The following is a 16,980-nucleotide window of genomic DNA, read 5'->3' as shown; positions in this document are numbered from 1 at the left end:
GCCAAGTCTGCCCGAGGGGTACGACACGTCAAGCCAGGTGCCCGTTCCGTGACCCTACGCACAAGAAGCGTCTCGGAAGCGTTACAGGAACCGCATGAAATTTGCGTGGACGGCACGCCGGGCGGTTGGGTAACCGGTCCCTCTCGGAAACGGTGCGTCCGAAAGAGGCTGTAGCGTGACGTGGCAATGCAGCTAGACACCGTGAGAACCCGCGGACGCGCGGACAGATACGACGGCGAGGACTGATGGCACCCGATTCCGAAGCAAACGGCGGCGGAGTTTCGGATGGCACCGACTCCTGGGGCATCGGCGGTGTCGTCGGTGACGGACGTTACCGGATGACCCACCGCCTCGGCCGGGGCGGCATGGCCGAGGTGTTCGCGGCCGAGGACGTCAGGCTGGGACGCACGGTCGCCGTGAAGCTCCTGCGCTCCGATCTCGCCGAGGACCCGGTCTCCAAGGCCCGGTTCACGCGCGAGGCGCAGTCGGTCGCCGGACTCAACCACCACGCGATCGTCGCCGTGTACGACTCCGGCGAGGACATCGTGGGCGGGGCGACCGTCCCCTACATCGTGATGGAGCTGGTCGAGGGCCGCACCATCCGCGATCTGCTGATCAGCGCCGAGGCCCCGCCGCCCGAGCAGGCGCTGATCATCGTTTCCGGCGTGCTCGAAGCACTCGCGTACTCGCACCAGCACGGCATCGTGCACCGCGACATCAAGCCGGCCAACGTGATCATCACCAACTCCGGTGCGGTCAAGGTGATGGACTTCGGCATCGCCCGTGCGCTGCACGGCGCGCAGTCGACGATGACCCAGACCGGCATGGTCATGGGCACGCCGCAGTACCTCTCCCCCGAGCAGGCGCTGGGCAAGGCCGTCGACCACCGCTCCGACCTCTACGCCACCGGCTGCCTGCTGTACGAACTCCTGGCGCTGCGGCCCCCGTTCATGGGAGAGACGCCGCTGTCCGTCGTGTACCAGCACGTCCAGGACATTCCGGTCCCGCCGTCCGAGGTCCTGGACGCGGTGCCGCCGGAGCTGGACGGGCTGGTCATGCGCTCCCTCGCGAAGGACCCGGACGACCGGTTCCAGAGCGCCGAGGAGATGCGCGGCCTCATCCAGTACAGCCTCCAGATGCTTCAGGTGCAGGGCGGCCACACGGGTACGTGGAACACCGGTGCAGTCGCCATGCACGAAGGCGGGAACACCCCGGCCATGGGCGTCGCCGGGGCCACGATGGCGATGGGCCACCCGCATCACGGGGACACCTCGCAGGGTCCGATCCTGCCGCCGATGAACCCCGACGACGGCGGTTACGAGGGCGGGCACCAGGGCGGCGGCGGTCGCGGCAAGCTGTGGCTGTTCGTCGTGCTCGCGCTGATCGCGATCGGGGCGGGTGTCGCCATCGCGGTCAACGCCGCGAACGACACCGGTTCGACCCCTGAGAAGAAGCCCGACAAGACCACCAGTTCGCCGTCCCCGTCGAAGACGTCGTCCGGGCCGAGCGACGAGAAGAGCCAGGAGCCCCAGGCGCCGGAGAACTCCACCGGCAACCAGCAGGACACGCCGCCGCCGCGGAGCTACTCCCCGTCGACCACCCCGACCCAGCCGTCCGAACCACCGTCGAAGGAACCGTCCACCCCGGCCAACGGCAGCACCGGTACGGACACCGGCGGTACCACGGACACCGGCGGCACCGGTACGGACGGCGGTAGCACGGGTACGGACACCGGCGGTACCACGGACACCGGCGGCACCGGTACGGACGGCGGCAGCACGGGTACGGACGGCGGCAGTACGGGTACGGAGGGCGGCAGCGGCGCCACCACCGGTACATCCGCGGCGGCCGGGCCCGGTACGGGCACCACGTCCTGACCCGACCGACGGCCAAGCCACCGCCCCGGCGATGACCGGGCCCCGGCCCGTGAACGCCTCGCGCACCGGCCCGGTCGTTCACGGGCCGGTCACCCCGTGAACGCCTCGCGCACCGTCTCGTACTCGCGCGTCCACCAGACCGCCAGGGCCGACACCGCAGGGAACTGCGGGTCGGCCCTCCGGTCGTGCAGGCAGTACCGCCAGCGCAGTATCCAGAAGTCGTTGAGCCGCTCCCACCACACCCGGTGCACCGCGGCGGCCAGTTCCGCCGCCCCCGCCCCGGCCGCCTGCCGGTAGGCCCGCGCGTACGCCCGCACCTTTTCCAGCTCCAGCTTCCCGGCCGGCAGTACGAAGAAGATCGCCGCGGCCCGAACCGCCTCCTCCGCCCGTGGCTGGACGCCCAGCCGGTCCCAGTCGAGGATCGCGACCGGGTCGCCGCCCCGGTACAGGACGTTCAGCGGGTGGAAGTCGCCGTGCACCCACCCGGTGGCCTGGGCGTCGGGGGTGGGGGGCCTGCGAGCGGCGTGCCGTTCCAGCAGGGTGCGCCGCTCCAGGAGGCGGTGTTCGGCCAGTTCGTCGAAGGAGTCCCGGGGGCGGCGCCCGCGGGCGGCCGTCAGCAGGTCGTCGATCAGCGCGAAGGTGTCGGCGGGGTCGGGGCTCCGGTACCCGACCGACCGGTGCGCGAGCCCCGTGCCCGCCCCCATGACCTGTTCGAGCCCGGTGTGCACGGCCCCGAGCAGCGCCCCGAGCCGCTCCGACTGGGCGGTGCTGAGCTGGGCGCCCGCCCGGTGCAGCCCGTCCACCCACGGGTGCAGGGCGTAACACCGGCCGCCGATCTCCGTGACCGTGTCGCCCTCGGTGTCCTGCACGGGCGGGGCGACGGGCACACCCAGCGACTGCAGCCGCTGGGTGGCGCGGTGCTGGCGGACGATCGTGGCGCGGTCACCGGTGGAGTCGTCGAGGTGGTGCTTGAGGAAGTAGGAGCCGCGGGTGGTGGAGACGCGGTAGCCGTGGTTGAGCAGGCCCTTGGTGATGGGCTTGCAGCTCAGGGGTTCACCGGCGTCCGGATAGTGGCGCAGCACCTCGTTCACCGGGGGCACGGGCGGCCGTGGCACGGACGGGAACAGCACCTTGTCCACCGGGGACACCGGTGGCGCGGGCACGGACCGGAACAGCACCTTGTCCACCGGGGACACGGGCTGAGCGGGCACGGACGGGAACAGCACCTCGCCGGCCGACGGAGCGGGCGGAAGGGTGACAAATGAGCGCGGCACTCACCAGATGTTAGATCACGCTGTGTGGCCGAATCGGCTGACTTGCGTCGAAGCCCAGAGTGTGCACGGAGACGAAGTGCGGTTCGATCCTGAGGTACGCCGGGTCGAAGGGCTCCCCGTTCACCCGGGCGGGACCGTCGCCGAAGAGCTCGCGCTGGCCGGGCGCCGGGTGCACGATCTCGGCGGTGCCGGTGAACTGCACGGCCCACAGATCGTCGTCGCTCCCCGGACCGCTCCCCGGACCGCCGCCCGGACCGGCGGCGTCGAAGTTGTCCGCGCCGTACGCCACGACCGTGCCGTCGCATGTGCTGTGGTACCCGAAACCGCTGTGCATCCGCAGGACCACGCGGCCGTCGATCACGACGTGGCGGGCCACCGACAGAAACGGGAGGGCACGCATGCTCGTCGCCAGCCGGCCGTAGCGGACGCGGCCGAGCAGTTCGATCGCCTGGAGTTCCTCGGAGGACATGGCCTCCACTCTCCGCCACCCGGGAGGTCGCAGAAAGAGGCCGCGGCCCCGGTTGGTCCGGGACCAAAGTCCCGAAGATCACCGGGGCGCGGCCCCTCGGACCCTGCGCCTGGGTCGTCCCGGCCGCCCGGGGCGTGGTGCTCAGCGCTTCTCCGCCTGGAGCCTGGCCACGTACGCGGCGGCCTGCGAACGCCGCTCCATGCCCAGCTTGGAGAGCAGGCTGGAGACGTAGTTCTTGATCGTCTTCTCGGCGAGATGCAGCCGCTCGCCGATCACCCGGTTCGTCAGCCCCTCGCCGATCAGATCGAGGATCTTGCGCTCCTGGTCGGTGAGACCGGCGAGCTTGTCCTCGCCCCGGCCCTTCTTGCCGTCGCGCAGCCGCTCCAGCACCCGGGCGGTCGCCACGGGGTCCAGCAGCGACTTCCCGGCCGCCACGTCGCGTACCGCGTTCAGCAGTTCGTTGCCCCGGATCGCCTTCAGCACATAGCCCGACGCACCCGCCATGATCGCGTCGAAGAGTGCCTCGTCGTCGGCGTACGAGGTGAGCATCAGGCATTTGATGTTGTCGTCCTGGGAACGGACCTCCCGGCAGACCTCCACCCCGCTCCCGTCCGGCAGCCGTACGTCGAGCACCGCCACATCGGGCCGGGTCGCGGGGATACGGACCAGCGCGTCCGCCGCGGTGCCGGCCTCGCCGACGACCTCGATGTCGTCCTCGGACGAGAGCAATTCATGGACTCCGCGTCGGACGACTTCGTGGTCGTCCAACAGAAAAACGGTGATTTTTCCTTGTTCGCGCACAAAACGCAGTCTCACACACTCACCTCTTCCCTGCCGCCGAACGGCGGGATAACGTGCCGTTGTTCCGGCGGCCTGCAAGGCTGTTACCAGTGCTGTGACCAGCGAGAGTTCCCGACTTTTTCGATTTACTTGGAAATCCAAGCAAAATCGCAGGTCAGATAGGGTTTCGCAGTTATGCGGCGTACTGGGTAACGTGCTTTTGGCAGGGCGCTCGCCGGGGCACCTGTCACGCCTGTTCCCGGACCGAGCGGCACCCACCCCGTGCACGGGTACGGACACAGGCGAGCCGCACTGGCTTCCCGGCAGACCCCGGGGGCCGGACCGACGGAGGAGCACGCACGTGACCGTGGAGAGCACTGCCGCGCGCAAGCCGCGACGCAGCAGCAAGCGGACCAGCGCCGTGAAAACGACCGCGAAGACGTCCGCGAAGACGCCACAGAGTTCCGAGCCCGAGCTCGTACAGCTGCTGACGCCCGAGGGCGAGCGAGTGGAGCATCCGGACTATTCGATCGACCTGACCGCGGACGAGCTGCGCGGTCTGTACCGGGACATGGTCCTGACCCGTCGCTTCGACGCCGAGGCCACCGCCCTCCAGCGCCAGGGCGAGCTGGGCCTGTGGGCCTCGCTGCTCGGCCAGGAGGCCGCGCAGATCGGCTCCGGCCGGGCCCTGCGCGACGACGACTACGTCTTCCCGACGTACCGCGAGCACGGTGTCGCCTGGTGCCGGGGTGTCGATCCGACCAATCTGCTCGGGATGTTCCGTGGCGTGAACCACGGTGGTTGGGACCCGAACAGCAACAACTTCCACCTGTACACGATCGTCATCGGCTCGCAGACCCTGCACGCCACCGGCTACGCCATGGGCGTCGCCAAGGACGGCGCGGACTCGGCCGTGATCGCGTACTTCGGCGACGGCGCCTCCAGCCAGGGGGACGTCGCCGAGTCCTTCACCTTCTCCGCGGTCTACAACGCCCCGGTCGTCTTCTTCTGCCAGAACAACCAGTGGGCGATCTCCGAGCCGACCGAGAAGCAGACCCGCGTCCCGCTCTACCAGCGCGCGCAGGGCTTCGGCTTCCCCGGCGTCCGGGTCGACGGCAACGACGTACTCGCCTGCCTGGCCGTCACCAGGTCGGCGCTGGAGCGGGCCCGCCGGGGGGAGGGGCCCACCCTCGTCGAGGCGTTCACCTACCGGATGGGCGCGCACACCACCTCCGACGACCCGACGAAGTACCGGGCGGACGAGGAGCGGGCCTCCTGGGAGGCCAAGGACCCGATCCTGCGGCTGCGTGCGTACCTGGAGAAGGAGGGCGCCGCCGACGAGGCGTTCTTCACCGCGCTGGACGAGGAGAGCGAAGCGCTCGGCAAGCGGGTGCGCGAGGCGGTACGGGCGATGCCCGACCCCGACCCGATCGCGATCTTCGACAACGTCTACGCCGACGGAAACCCGCTCGTCGACGAGGAGCGCGCCCAGTTCGCCGCCTACCAGGCATCGTTCGCCGACTCTGCCGAGGAGAGCAAGTAGCCATGGCCATGGAAAAGATGTCCATTGCGAAGGCTCTCAACGAGTCGCTGCGCAAGGCTCTCGACACCGACCCCAAGGTCCTCATCATGGGTGAGGACGTCGGCAAGCTCGGCGGGGTCTTCCGGATCACCGACGGACTCCAGAAGGACTTCGGCGAGGACCGGGTGATCGACACCCCGCTCGCCGAGTCCGGCATCGTCGGTACGGCGATCGGCCTGGCCCTGCGCGGCTACCGGCCCGTTGTGGAGATCCAGTTCGACGGCTTCGTCTTCCCCGCTTACGACCAGATCGTCACGCAGCTCGCCAAGATGCACGCCCGCGCGCTCGGCAAGATCAAGCTGCCGGTCGTCATCCGGATTCCGTACGGCGGCGGCATCGGTGCCGTCGAGCACCACAGCGAGTCACCCGAGGCCCTGTTCGCGCACGTCGCGGGGTTGAAGGTGGTCTCGCCGTCGAACGCGAGCGACGCCTACTGGATGATGCAGCAGGCCGTCCAGAGCGACGACCCGATCATCTTCTTCGAGCCGAAGCGCCGCTACTGGGACAAGGGCGAGGTCGAGACCGACTCCATCCCCGGCCCGCTGCACAAGGCCTCGGTGGCGCGTACCGGCACCGACCTCACGCTCGTCGCGTACGGCCCGATGGTGAAGGTCTGCCTGGAGGCGGCCGCGGCCGCCCAGGAAGAGGGCAAGTCGATCGAGGTCCTCGACCTGCGCTCGATGTCCCCGATCGACTTCGACGCCATCCAGACCTCGGTCGAGAAGACCGGCCGGCTCGTCGTGGTCCACGAGGCGCCGGTGTTCTACGGCTCCGGGGCCGAGATCGCCGCCCGGATCACCGAGCGCTGCTTCTACCATCTGGAAGCACCGGTGCTGAGGGTCGGCGGCTACCACGCCCCGTACCCGCCGGCGCGGCTGGAGGACGAGTACCTGCCGGGTCTCGACCGCGTGCTCGACGCCGTCGACCGCTCGCTGGCGTACTGAGGACTGGGACGTGACAACGATGACCGACACTTCCAACGCTGCTCGCTTCCGTGAGTTCAAGATGCCCGACGTGGGCGAGGGACTGACCGAGGCCGAGATCCTCAAGTGGTACGTCCAGCCCGGCGACACCGTCACCGACGGCCAGGTCGTGTGCGAGGTCGAGACGGCGAAGGCGGCCGTGGAGCTGCCGATCCCGTTCGACGGGGTGGTGCACGAGCTGCGTTTCCCCGAGGGCACGACCGTCGACGTCGGCCAGGTGATCATCGCGGTGGACGTGGCACCGGGCAGCGGTGACGCGGCCCCGGCGCCGGTTGCCGTTCCCGCGCCGGTCGCGGAGCCGTCGGAGCCCGAGGCTCCCAAGGGCCGTCAGCCGGTCCTGGTGGGGTACGGCGTCGCCGAGAGCTCGACCAAGCGGCGGGCCCGCAAGGGCGCCACGAAGGCGGTGCCCGCTGCCGCCGCGGCGATCCAGGGCGAGATGAACGGCCATGCCACCGCGGTCCCGGAGAGCCGGCCACTGGCCAAGCCGCCGGTGCGCAAGCTGGCCAAGGACCTGGGCATCGACCTGGCGACGGTCGTTCCGACCGGCGAGGGCGGGATCATCACCCGCGAGGACGTGCACGCGGCGGCCAAGCCCGTACCCGCGCAGGCCCAGGCGCCCGTCGCCGCCGCTCCGGTGGCGGCCGAGGCCCCGGCTCCGGCCGTCGTCGCCACGGCGGGCGCCCGCGAGACCCGTATCCCGGTCAAGGGCGTACGGAAGGCCATCGCCCAGGCGATGGTCGGCAGCGCCTTCACGGCTCCGCATGTCACCGAGTTCGTGACCGTCGACGTGACGCGCACGATGAAGCTGGTGGCGGAGCTCAAGGAGGACAAGGAGATGGCGGGGGTGCGGGTCAACCCGCTCCTGATCATCGCCAAGGCGCTCCTGGTCGCGATCAAGCGGAACCCGGGCGTCAATGCCGCCTGGGACGAGGCCAACCAGGAGATCGTCCAGAAGCACTATGTGAACCTGGGCATCGCCGCCGCGACCCCGCGCGGTCTGATCGTGCCGAACATCAAGGACGCGCACGAGCAGACGCTCCCGCAGCTGGCCGCGTCCCTGGGCGAGCTGGTCTCCACGGCCCGCGAGGGCCGGACGTCCCCCGCCGCGATGGCGGGCGGCACGGTGACCATCACCAACGTCGGTGTCTTCGGCGTCGACACGGGCACGCCGATCCTGAACCCGGGCGAGTCCGCGATCCTCGCGGTCGGTGCGATCAAGCTCCAGCCGTGGGTCCACAAGGGCAAGGTGAAGCCCCGTCAGGTCACCACGCTGGCCCTGTCGTTCGACCACCGCCTGGTCGACGGCGAGCTCGGCTCCAAGGTCCTGGCGGACGTCGCCGCGATCCTGGAGCAGCCGAAGCGGCTGATCACCTGGGCGTAGCAGTCACTTCAGTACCTGTGCGAGATGGGCCCGCGCGAAGTTCGCGCGGGCCCATCGGCATGTCCGGCCCCTGCCGCAGGGCGAGTTCGGCGAACACGGTCTTCCCGACGGTTCGAGGCTCGACGCCCCAGCGGTCCGCGATCCGCGCGACGATCAGGAGCCCCCGCCCGTAGCACTCGTCGCCCGCGGCCTCGCGCAGACCGGGCAGCCGCTCGCCGCGCGGGTCACTGACCGCGATACGGAGCGTGGTCGCGGTGAGCGTGAGGTGAACGCGGAAGAGCCGCCCCCGGATGGCGCCGTGCAGTAACGCGTTGGTCGCCAACTCGCTGACCAGCAAGGCCGCGTCGCCGGCCAGCCCCGGATACCCCCACTCCCGTACGAGCCGCGCGGTACGGCGCCGGGAGAAGGTGACGCTGCGGGCGGTCGGCGTGAAGTTGAGTCTGTCCTCGCGGAGGACGGGTTCGGGGACGGAGATCTGTTCGGCTGCGGTCATGGGCGCGTGCCTCCGTGGGTGCGGGCGGTGGCGATGCCGCGCCTGCGGGGCGCCATTTCTGGGCGCGGGGCAGGGCGGTGCACTTCCGCCGACTGATTCCGCTGTGCGAGCGGCTGTGAGCCGAACGTAGCGACTCCCTGAAGTTGGAGGCAAGTGAAACGGAGCCAATTGTCTCCAACGAGCTACAGCAGTCGACCGTCTGCATTGCGGGAGGCCACACTGGGGCGGTGAATCGAGCGACTCGGCAAGGCAATCGATCGTCAACTGTCCTGGGACGCAGGCTCGGCAGCGAGTTGCTGCGCCTGCGAGACGCGTCGGGGAAGACGCAGCAGCAGGCTGCTCAGGTCATCAGCGCGACCAACTCCAAGATCGTGAAGATGGAGCAGGGATGGGTTCCGATGAGGGATCCGGACATCCGTGCCCTCTGCGAGTTCTACGGTCTCGATGACGCGCAGCTCGTCGACCGCCTGCTGGAGGTGGCCCGGATGGATCGGGAGCGCCGCAAGGCGAAGGGCTGGTGGAACCAGTACCCGGAACTCCGTTCACTGGTCGAGTACGTTGCGCTCGAAGACATCGCCAAGGGAGTCAGGACCTGGCAAGGGGCGTTCGTACCGGGCCTGCTCCAGACGCCGGACTATGCGAGGGCGCTCGCTGTCGGCAACGCGGACTGGGACGACCCCGACGAGATCGAGCGGTTCGTCGAAGCGAAGATCGCACGCCAAACACGCCTCGCGGACGGCAGTCCTCTGGCGCTGTGGGCGATCGTCGCGGAAGGAGCGCTGCGGCAATTGGTCGGTGGCCGCGACGTGATGCTCGCTCAACTGGAACGGCTGGCGGAGGCTGCCGCCGAGCCAAATGTCACAGTGCAGGTTGTCCCCTTCCTTGCGGGCTCGCACCCCGGCATGACCAGCGCTTTTAGCATCGTGTCGTTTGCCGAACCCGGTGCTATGGACGTGGTCTACATGGACACCACGTCGTCTACTCTGTGGCTTGAGAGCGAGTCGGATGCCGCGCGTCACAACGTCACGTTCGGTCGAATCGCCAGAAGCGGACTCGCTCCCCGCGATTCCATCGCTCTGATAGGGCGTATTCGCAAGGAGTTGTAGTCGTGCCACACTTCGAGTTCGTCAAGTCCAGCTACAGCAGCGGCAATGGCGAGTGCGTCGAAGTCGCCCGCAACATCCCTCGTACCGTCGCCGTCCGCGACTCCAAGCGCCCCGACGGCCCGCTTCTCGTGCTCGCACCCGCCGCGTGGGACACCTTCACGGCGGACCTGCGCCGGCAACCGTAGGCGAGGCGGTGGAACGGCGAGGGCGAGGAGGGTTCCTGCGACATCCTCCGCGCCGCCGCCGTCCGTGGCTCCGAGATGTCTATTCGGCCCACACTGCCGTGTTCTGGCAGGCGTGCAGCAGCCACCTTCCGTCATCCTGCTTCGTCATGACGTAGAGCGGAGCGCCTTCCGTTTCGCCCTCCGGTGAGTGGTAGACCTGCCGTACCTTCACGGCCGCCACGTCGGGCTGCAGGAATTGCGTGTGCACTGCCTTGTAGGTGATCTCGCCCTCCCAGCTGGCCGCCGGCAGCACGGTGCGGGTGAACTCGGCGATCGCGTCGAAGCCGATCAGGACCTTGCCGTGGCCGGTCGTCCAGAGGGCGTCGGGGTGGAAGAGTGCGAGGAAGCCCTCGACGTCCTTGGCACGCTGAGCGCGCTCGACGGTGGCGACGACCTGTTCGATGGCTTTGATGTCTGCGGTTTCGGTGTTCATGCAGATCACTCTGGGATCTCAAGCGGACTTGAGGTCAAGGCCGGCCGCAGGATCGCCCCAGAACCTCATCAGCGCGGTACGGCGGCCCCTCTCGCCCTGGGTCCGGCCTCGTGTCGGACACCGTTGTTACGTTGACGCGAGGATCTCGCTTCGACCTCTGGAGAGGGCGCATGTACGACGAACGGCTCGCCGGGTTTTCCCGGGAGCGGCTGGACGGCCGTCCGATACCCGGCGATCTGCGCGTGCTGCTGGTGGCGCAGTGGGGAGGCCGCACCGACTTCACCCACCTTCTCGACCTCGACTTCTTCGAGGCGGGAGAGGTCCACCCGCTCCTGGACACCAGCTATCTGAGCGAAAAGGAACTCGCGGACCCGGAGATGCAGGCCGTCAACGCCGCAGCCGCGGAGATGGCCAAGTACGTCAAACTCGTGGCGAAGGGCGGAAAGGGGTGGATCGGCTACTGGCTGCACCCCGACGAACCTGGGGATCGTGCCTGGCACCTCATGGAGCTGGACACCGAGTTCATCTTCTGGGGCCTGGTCGGTCTCACCCTGACCGAGGGGGTCGCCGCCGAGCGGGCTAGCTACCAGGGCGAGCCCGACGAGCGAATCGCGTTCACACAACTGGCCGCCGAACTCGCCGAGCTGGGCCTACCGCTGAGCACCCAGGACTACGACGCCCTCGATGACACCGAGTACATGGTGGCCCCGGAGGAACTCATGGAGGAGCTGATCGAAGCCGAACGCAAGAAGCGCGGTCTTCACTGAGCGGGGAGACGCCGGCGCCCCGGGTGGGCGAGCGTCGAGGTGCCGTAAGTGTCCAGAAGGGCGCTCGGAATCCCGGGCTCAATAAAGGGGAACTGGTGTGCGGAGGCCCGCTGTTAGGGTGGCCGAATGGCATCGGTAAGGAAGATCCAGATCACTTTCGACTGCGCGGATCCCGAGCGCGTCGCTCGTTTCTGGTGCGAGGTGTTGGGGTACGTCGCACCGCCGCCTCCGGAGGGGTTTGACTCCTGGGACGCCTATAACGACTCACTGCCGCCCGAGGAGCGGGGTGCGTGGTTCGTGTGCTCCGACCCCACGGGCGAGGGCCCGCGCATGTACTTCCAGCGCGTTCCCGAAGGGAAGGTCGCCAAGAACCGGGTGCACGTCGACGTGCGGGCCGGCACCGGGCTCGTGGGTGCGGAGCGGCTGGCCGCGCTTGAGGCCGAACGCGATCGGCTGGTGGCGCTCGGCGCGGTGTGCACGAAGGTGCTGTATGCCGACGAGGACAACGAGTCGTGCATCAACATGCAGGACATCGAGGGCAACGAGTTCTGTCTCGACTGAGCATCCTCCGGCACAGAAAGAGGGGGCCCGCATGGCGCGGGCCCCCTCTTTGCGTGCGTTGCCGGGCCGGACTACTTCTTGAAGGAGTAGTCCATGATCTTCTTCATGTCCGCGGTGCGGTTGGCCGCGCTCGACGAGCCGAGCACGGTGCCGATGACCGTCTTGCCGTTACGGGTCGCGGCGAAGACCAGGCAGTACTTGGCCGACGGGCCGGAGCCGGTCTTCACACCGATGGCGCCGCTGTAGCTGCTGAGCATCGTGTTGGTGTTGGACCACGACATGTAGCGGTAGCCGCCGGACTTCGTGGTGACCTTCTGCTTGGTCGACTTGGTCTTGACGACCGAGCGGAAGGTGGAACTCTTCATCGCGCTGCTGGCGATCTTCGTCAGGTCGCGCGGCGTCGAGTAGTTCGAGCCGTTCCCTATGCCGTCGAACGAGTCGAAGTGGGTGTTCTTCAGCCCGAGGGACTTGGCCTGGGCGTTCATCTTGCCGATGAACGACTTCACGCGGGCCGCGCGGGTGGAGCCGGAGCCGAACTTGTCGGCCAGCGCGTAGGCGGCGTCGCAGCCGGACGGCAGCATCAGGCCGTACAGCAGCTGGCGGACCGTGACCTTGTCGCCCACGATGAGGCGGGCCGACGAGGCGCCCTTGGAGACGATGTAGTCGCTGTACGCCTTCTGGATCGTGACCTTGGAATCCAGGTTCAGGTTCTTCTGCGACAGCACCACCTTCGCCGTCATGATCTTGGTGGTGGAGCCGGTGGAACGACGGGTGTCCGCGGTCTTGGCGAACAGGGACTTCGCGGTGCCGTTGTTCATCACGTATCCGCCGGCGGCGGTGATCTTGGGGTTGGGCAGCGTGGCGGCCTGCGCGGTGGAGGCGAACGCGCTGCCCGCGATGACGGCGCCTGCCGTCAGCGCCACGGTGGCAGTGGCGGTGGCGCGGCTTATGCCCTTAATGCCGATTTTCAACTTGAATGCTCCAAATGCCCCTGGAATGCGGCCACATGTGGGTGCCGCTCGGTGGTGAGACTCATGAGAGCGGGGGATGGATGTGCTGATTCCTGGGGTAATTTCGGGGCTACGGGTGATTCCGGCCATGATCGGTGGTGAAGCATCCGTCCGGATCCCGGATCCGTTTCGTCATGCACGCATCTTGTATCTATGCTGTGTGCATGCCTGCCGCACCCCCAGCCGTGAAGCCTGTCGCGAAGTCCCCCACCAAGCAGCCCCCCGCCACCGAGCGCGTGTACGCCCATATCAAGGAGGCGGTCCTGGGCCGCCGTTACGAGGGCGGCACGCTCCTGACCGAAGGAGACCTCGCGGAGGCCGTCGGCGTCTCCCGCACGCCGGTGCGCGAGGCGCTGCTGCGGCTGGAGGTCGAGGGGCTGATCAAGCTGTACCCGAAGAAGGGCGCCCTCGTCCTCGCCGTCTCCGCGCAGGAGATCGCCGATGTGGTGGAAACCCGGCTGCTGGTCGAGGAGTTCGCGGCGCGCAAGGCCGTGCCCGCCTCCGCGCAGCTGATCGGCCGGCTCGAAGAACTCCTGGAGGAGCAGCGGCAGCTGGCCGAGGCCGGGGATCTGGCCGAGGTGTCGGTGAAGGACCGCTGCTTCCACGCCGAGATCGTGCGCAACGCGGGCAACGACATCCTCTCGCGCCTCTACGATCAGCTGCGCGACCGGCAGTTGCGGATGGGCGTCGCCGTGATGGAGGCGCACCCGGGGCGGATCGCCGCCAACATCACCGAGCACGGTGAGCTGTTGGAGGCGATCAGGGCCGGTGACGCGGACGGTGCCGCGCAGGTCGTGCGGCGCCATGTCAGCCGGGTCAAGGTGCTGGTCAGGGGTGAGGACCGGTGAGTTCTGCCGCCGCTCCCACCCTGTCCCTGCCCGGTGATCCACCCGGCGGCCGACGTGCCGCCCGGGTCTGGGGCATCGGGGTCGCCGTCTATTTCGTCGCCATCATCTTCCGCACCAGCCTGGGCGTCGCCGGGCTGGACGCCGCCGACCGGTTCCACGTCAACGCCTCCGCGCTCTCCACGTTCTCCATCCTTCAGCTGCTCGTCTACGCGGGCATGCAGATACCCGTCGGCCTGATGGTCGACCGGCTCGGCACCAAGAAGGTCCTCGCTCTCGGGGCCGTCCTGTTCACCCTCGGGCAGCTCGGCTTCGCGCTCTCCCCCTCGTACGGCATGGCGCTGGCGTCCAGGGCGCTGCTCGGCTGTGGTGACGCGATGACGTTCATCAGCGTGCTGCGGCTCGGCGCCCGCTGGTTCCCGGCCCGGCGCGGCCCGCTGATCGGCCAGGTCGCGGCGCTCTTCGGGATGGCGGGCAACCTCGTCTCGACGCTCTTCATCGCACGGGCCCTGCACGGGTTCGGCTGGACCACCACGTTCGTCGGCAGCTCGGTCGCCGGGGTCGTCGTCCTGGTCCTGCTCCTGCTGTTCCTGAAGGACCACCCCGAGGGCCATGAGCCGCCGCCCGCGGAGCACGCGGGTGCCGCCTATGTGCGCAAGCAGATCGCCGCTTCCTGGCGGGAGCCCGGCACCCGGCTCGGCATGTGGGTGCACTTCACCACGCAGTTCCCGGCCATGGTGTTCCTGCTGCTGTGGGGGCTGCCGTTCCTGGTGGAGGCGCAGGGGCTCAGCCGGTCGACCGCCGGTGAGCTGCTCACCCTGGTGGTGCTCTCCAACATGGCTTTCGGGCTGGTCTACGGGCAGATCATCGCCCGCCACCACGCGGCCCGCGCCCCGCTGGCCCTCGGCACGGTCGCGGTGACGGCGCTGCTCTGGGCGTCGGCCATCTTCTGTCCGGGCGACCATGCGCCGATGTGGCTGCTGATCGTGCTGTGCGTGGTGCTCGGCGCGTGCGGTCCGGCCTCGATGATCGGATTCGACTTCGCGCGGCCGGCGAATCCGCCGGAGCGGCAGGGCACCGCGTCGGGCATCGTCAACATGGGCGGCTTCGTCGCCTCGATGACCACGCTGTTCGCCGTCGGTGTGCTGCTGGACGCGACCGGCGACAACTACCGGATCGCGTTCGCCTCGGTCTTCGTGCTGGAGGCGCTCGGCGTCGTACAGATCCTGCGGCTGCACTCCAGGGCCACGCACCGCGAGCGGGACCACCATGTGGTCAGCCGCGTGGAGGCCGTGCACGTACCGGTGTGACCGCCCCGCGCGCCGGATCGGCGGCGCGCCCGTCCCTCGTGCGACGGGCGCCGCCGATCATGACGTCACGGCACTACGCCGTCACGGCGTCACGGCGAAGTTCTGCAGGATCGCCGTCGCCAGGTCCTGATCGCCCTCGACCTTGATCCGCTCGGCGACCGCACCCGCGCGCACCCGCCCGCAGGCGAGGAGGAAGTACGTCTCCCAGTCCATCGCCAGCGTCACCGCGGGCCCGAGCGACGGCGAACCGTCCACCGAACCACGGCCCTCCGCGTCGACCCTGACGGTGCGCAGGAACTCCAGCGGCCCGTGCACATCGAGCACGATCGCCGAACTGGTCGGTGCTCCCGCGTCCTTGGCGACCACCTTCGGCAGCGCCTGCAGCAGGGTGTCCCGGACGACGGTGGCGCCGGGGGAGTCCAGATTGCCGGGCTGCCCCAGCGTCGCCCGCAGGTCCTGCTCATGCACCCAGACGTCGAAGGCGCGCATCCGCAGCGCCAGTTCGAGGGTCTGCTCGGCGCCGAGCGGCGCCCGGACCATGGTCCCGGGATCGCGCGTCTCGTTGCGCAGCTGACGCGCCCGCCGGATGATCGTGTACTCCAGCTCGGAGGTCATCTCCGGTGCGGTGTGGTGACGCCGCACATCGACCTGCATCTCCATGTACCGGGCGAAGTCGTTCTGCACGTGGTAGAGGTCGCGGGGCAGCGTGTGGATCGGGCGCGGGTCGCCGAGCTGCTCGGACTCCATGCCGATGACGTGCGAGACGATGTCGCGCACCGACCAGGCGGGGCATGGCGTACGGCGGTTCCACTCCCCCTCGGCGAGTGGCTTCACCAGCTCGGCTATCGACTCGATGGAGTGGGTCCAGGCATCGGCGTAGGTCTGGAGGCTGGGATGGACGGTCACGGGACCCCTCGTGCGGTTCTGCGGTGCATGGGCTGGAGAGCTTGGCGCGGGCGGCGGGCTGCGTGGGAGGTTCGTTCGCTAAGTTACGCTGCGAGCAGGCACCCCGGCAGTGCTTTCGTGTGACGATCGTAGGCCCGTGTTGACGGCTCGAATGCCAGGACGGTGGTAGTGTGCGCGCCTCCCTCATCCAGATCGCAGTAGACCCGGACGAATCCGTCAACGCCCGTAGGCAGCGTGCGGCTTCACTGGTGGCGGCCCAGCGCGGTGCGGATCTGGTGGTGCTTCCCGAGCTCTGGCCGGTCGGCGCCTTCGCGTATGCCGACTTCGCGGACGAGGCCGAACCGCTCCAGGGGCCCACCCACGACATCATGGCGAAGGCCGCGGCCGACGCCGGGGTCTGGCTGCACGCGGGCTCCTTCGTCGAGCGCGCCGCCGACGGCACCCTCTTCAACACCTCGCTCGTCTTCACGCCCGAGGGCGAGCGGGCCGCCGCGTACCGCAAGATCCACCGCTTCGGCTTCGACAAGGGCGAGGCGGTCATGATGGGCGCCGGCGAGGAACTGGTCACGGTCGACATGCCGCAGACCAGGCTCGGCCTCGCCACCTGTTACGACCTGCGCTTCCCGGAGATGTTCCGCGGCCTGGTCGACGCGGGCGCCGGGACGCTGATCGTCGCGGCGGGCTGGCCCGAGCGGCGCCGCGCCCACTGGACGCTGCTGGCGCAGGCCCGCGCCGTCGAGAACCAGTCGTACGTCCTGGCCGTCGGCACCGCGGGCACCCACGCCGGAGTCCAGCAGGCCGGGCACAGCATCGTCGTCGACCCGTGGGGCGAGGTGCTCGCGGAGGCGGGCGCGGACGAGGAGGTGCTCGACGTGGAGTTCGACCCGGCGAGGGTGGCGACGACCCGTGAGCAGTTCCCGGCCCTCAAGGACCGCCGCCTGGGACTGGCCCCGCCCAGGCTCCGGTAGGACCGCTTCGT

General features: G+C 69.1%; 18 protein-coding genes. 11 read left to right on the top strand and 7 right to left on the bottom strand.

Going from position 1 to position 16,980, the window contains the following annotated elements:
- Positions 1–245: 245 nt before the first annotated feature.
- A complete protein-coding gene (locus tag ACFVX4_RS05975) occupies positions 246–1,877 on the top strand; it encodes a protein kinase (protein ID WP_389972379.1) in 1,632 nt (543 codons plus the stop codon).
- 89 nt (positions 1,878–1,966) lie between these two features.
- Here ACFVX4_RS05975 and ACFVX4_RS05970 read toward each other — a convergent pair whose 3' ends face one another.
- From ACFVX4_RS05970 to ACFVX4_RS05960, 3 genes are all read right to left on the bottom strand, one after another.
- Complete coding sequence (locus ACFVX4_RS05970) at positions 1,967–2,959, bottom strand: phosphotransferase (RefSeq protein ID WP_389972913.1); 993 nt, start codon at positions 2,957–2,959, stop codon at positions 1,967–1,969.
- Between the two features lie 202 nt (positions 2,960–3,161).
- Positions 3,162–3,620, bottom strand: coding sequence for a pyridoxamine 5'-phosphate oxidase family protein (locus ACFVX4_RS05965; RefSeq protein ID WP_389972377.1), 459 nt, complete (start codon positions 3,618–3,620; stop codon positions 3,162–3,164).
- A gap of 141 nt (positions 3,621–3,761) precedes the next feature.
- On the bottom strand, positions 3,762–4,421 hold the full coding sequence (locus tag ACFVX4_RS05960; RefSeq protein ID WP_266425659.1) for a response regulator transcription factor: 660 nt from the start codon (positions 4,419–4,421) through the stop codon (positions 3,762–3,764).
- Between the two features lie 340 nt (positions 4,422–4,761).
- On the opposite strand from ACFVX4_RS05960, the gene pdhA reads away from it, so the two are divergent.
- The 3 genes from pdhA to ACFVX4_RS05945 are packed head-to-tail and all read left to right on the top strand — an operon-like array spanning position 4,762 to position 8,346.
- Positions 4,762–5,943: a pyruvate dehydrogenase (acetyl-transferring) E1 component subunit alpha gene (gene pdhA / locus ACFVX4_RS05955; protein ID WP_389972375.1), complete on the top strand. Its 1,182-nt coding sequence runs from the start codon at positions 4,762–4,764 to the stop codon at positions 5,941–5,943.
- A gap of 2 nt (positions 5,944–5,945) precedes the next feature.
- On the top strand, positions 5,946–6,926 hold the full coding sequence (locus ACFVX4_RS05950) for an alpha-ketoacid dehydrogenase subunit beta (RefSeq protein WP_266492038.1): 981 nt from the start codon (positions 5,946–5,948) through the stop codon (positions 6,924–6,926).
- A 10-nt stretch (positions 6,927–6,936) separates the two neighbouring features.
- A complete protein-coding gene (locus ACFVX4_RS05945; RefSeq protein ID WP_389972373.1) occupies positions 6,937–8,346 on the top strand; it encodes a dihydrolipoamide acetyltransferase family protein in 1,410 nt (469 codons plus the stop codon).
- Here ACFVX4_RS05945 and ACFVX4_RS05940 read toward each other — a convergent pair.
- A complete protein-coding gene (locus ACFVX4_RS05940) occupies positions 8,333–8,839 on the bottom strand; it encodes an ATP-binding protein (RefSeq protein ID WP_389972371.1) in 507 nt (168 codons plus the stop codon). The two genes, ACFVX4_RS05945 and ACFVX4_RS05940, sit on opposite strands and share 14 nt — an antisense overlap.
- A 227-nt stretch (positions 8,840–9,066) precedes the next feature.
- Between ACFVX4_RS05940 and ACFVX4_RS05935 the strand changes: the two genes are divergently transcribed.
- Together ACFVX4_RS05935 and ACFVX4_RS05930 are read left to right on the top strand one after the other, a co-directional pair.
- Positions 9,067–9,945: a helix-turn-helix transcriptional regulator gene (locus tag ACFVX4_RS05935; protein WP_093547999.1), complete on the top strand. Its 879-nt coding sequence runs from the start codon at positions 9,067–9,069 to the stop codon at positions 9,943–9,945.
- Between the two features lie 2 nt (positions 9,946–9,947).
- A complete protein-coding gene (locus ACFVX4_RS05930; protein ID WP_329869720.1) occupies positions 9,948–10,130 on the top strand; it encodes a DUF397 domain-containing protein in 183 nt (60 codons plus the stop codon).
- A gap of 79 nt (positions 10,131–10,209) precedes the next feature.
- Here ACFVX4_RS05930 and ACFVX4_RS05925 read toward each other — a convergent pair whose 3' ends face one another.
- Entirely contained in the window at positions 10,210–10,602 is a 393-nt protein-coding gene (locus tag ACFVX4_RS05925; protein WP_389972368.1) for an SgcJ/EcaC family oxidoreductase, read from the bottom strand.
- Positions 10,603–10,772: 170 nt separating this feature from the next.
- Between ACFVX4_RS05925 and ACFVX4_RS05920 the strand changes: the two genes are divergently transcribed.
- Complete coding sequence (locus ACFVX4_RS05920; protein WP_389972366.1) at positions 10,773–11,369, top strand: hypothetical protein; 597 nt, start codon at positions 10,773–10,775, stop codon at positions 11,367–11,369.
- Between the two features lie 126 nt (positions 11,370–11,495).
- Complete coding sequence (locus ACFVX4_RS05915) at positions 11,496–11,930, top strand: VOC family protein (RefSeq protein ID WP_389972364.1); 435 nt, start codon at positions 11,496–11,498, stop codon at positions 11,928–11,930.
- 71 nt (positions 11,931–12,001) lie between these two features.
- Here ACFVX4_RS05915 and ACFVX4_RS05910 read toward each other — a convergent pair whose 3' ends face one another.
- Positions 12,002–12,901: a D-alanyl-D-alanine carboxypeptidase family protein gene (locus tag ACFVX4_RS05910; RefSeq protein WP_266416980.1), complete on the bottom strand. Its 900-nt coding sequence runs from the start codon at positions 12,899–12,901 to the stop codon at positions 12,002–12,004.
- Positions 12,902–13,104: 203 nt separating this feature from the next.
- Here ACFVX4_RS05910 and ACFVX4_RS05905 point away from each other — a divergent pair, with 203 nt between their 5' ends.
- Positions 13,105–13,788, top strand: a complete 684-nt coding sequence (locus tag ACFVX4_RS05905) for a GntR family transcriptional regulator (RefSeq protein WP_389972362.1) — start codon at positions 13,105–13,107, stop codon at positions 13,786–13,788.
- Positions 13,785–15,095 carry a nitrate/nitrite transporter gene (locus tag ACFVX4_RS05900; RefSeq protein ID WP_266416982.1) on the top strand — a complete coding sequence of 437 codons (1,311 nt, stop codon included), beginning with the start codon at positions 13,785–13,787 and terminating at the stop codon, positions 15,093–15,095. The genes ACFVX4_RS05905 and ACFVX4_RS05900 overlap by 4 nt, the downstream gene beginning before the upstream one ends.
- Before the next feature lie 81 nt (positions 15,096–15,176).
- Here ACFVX4_RS05900 and ACFVX4_RS05895 read toward each other — a convergent pair whose 3' ends face one another.
- Positions 15,177–16,001 carry a maleylpyruvate isomerase family mycothiol-dependent enzyme gene (locus tag ACFVX4_RS05895; RefSeq protein ID WP_389972359.1) on the bottom strand — a complete coding sequence of 275 codons (825 nt, stop codon included), beginning with the start codon at positions 15,999–16,001 and terminating at the stop codon, positions 15,177–15,179.
- Positions 16,002–16,171: 170 nt separating this feature from the next.
- On the opposite strand from ACFVX4_RS05895, the gene ACFVX4_RS05890 reads away from it, so the two are divergent.
- Positions 16,172–16,969 (top strand): carbon-nitrogen family hydrolase, encoded by a 798-nt coding sequence (locus ACFVX4_RS05890; protein WP_389972357.1) that lies wholly within the window; start codon positions 16,172–16,174, stop codon positions 16,967–16,969.
- Positions 16,970–16,980 lie beyond the last annotated feature (11 nt).

It is taken from the genome of Streptomyces sp. NPDC058240, assembly GCF_042882135.1.
Lineage (GTDB): Bacteria > Actinomycetota > Actinomycetes > Streptomycetales > Streptomycetaceae > Streptomyces.
The sequence above is the reverse complement of the archived record's forward strand: the minus strand, read 5'-3'. Positions and strand labels throughout refer to the sequence as shown.

What these genes read in the sequence shown, in the direction of transcription:
- ACFVX4_RS05975 (WP_389972379.1), top strand. Translation starts at nt 246, where the DNA reads ATGGCACCCGATTCCGAAGCAAACGGCGGCGGAGTTTCGGATGGCACC.
- ACFVX4_RS05965 (WP_389972377.1), bottom strand. Translation starts at nt 3,620, where the DNA reads ATGTCCTCCGAGGAACTCCAGGCGATCGAACTGCTCGGCCGCGTCCGC.
- ACFVX4_RS05950 (WP_266492038.1), top strand. Translation starts at nt 5,946, where the DNA reads ATGGCCATGGAAAAGATGTCCATTGCGAAGGCTCTCAACGAGTCGCTG.
- ACFVX4_RS05940 (WP_389972371.1), bottom strand. Translation starts at nt 8,839, where the DNA reads ATGACCGCAGCCGAACAGATCTCCGTCCCCGAACCCGTCCTCCGCGAG.
- ACFVX4_RS05925 (WP_389972368.1), bottom strand. Translation starts at nt 10,602, where the DNA reads ATGAACACCGAAACCGCAGACATCAAAGCCATCGAACAGGTCGTCGCC.
- ACFVX4_RS05920 (WP_389972366.1), top strand. Translation starts at nt 10,773, where the DNA reads ATGTACGACGAACGGCTCGCCGGGTTTTCCCGGGAGCGGCTGGACGGC.
- ACFVX4_RS05915 (WP_389972364.1), top strand. Translation starts at nt 11,496, where the DNA reads ATGGCATCGGTAAGGAAGATCCAGATCACTTTCGACTGCGCGGATCCC.
- ACFVX4_RS05905 (WP_389972362.1), top strand. Translation starts at nt 13,105, where the DNA reads ATGCCTGCCGCACCCCCAGCCGTGAAGCCTGTCGCGAAGTCCCCCACC.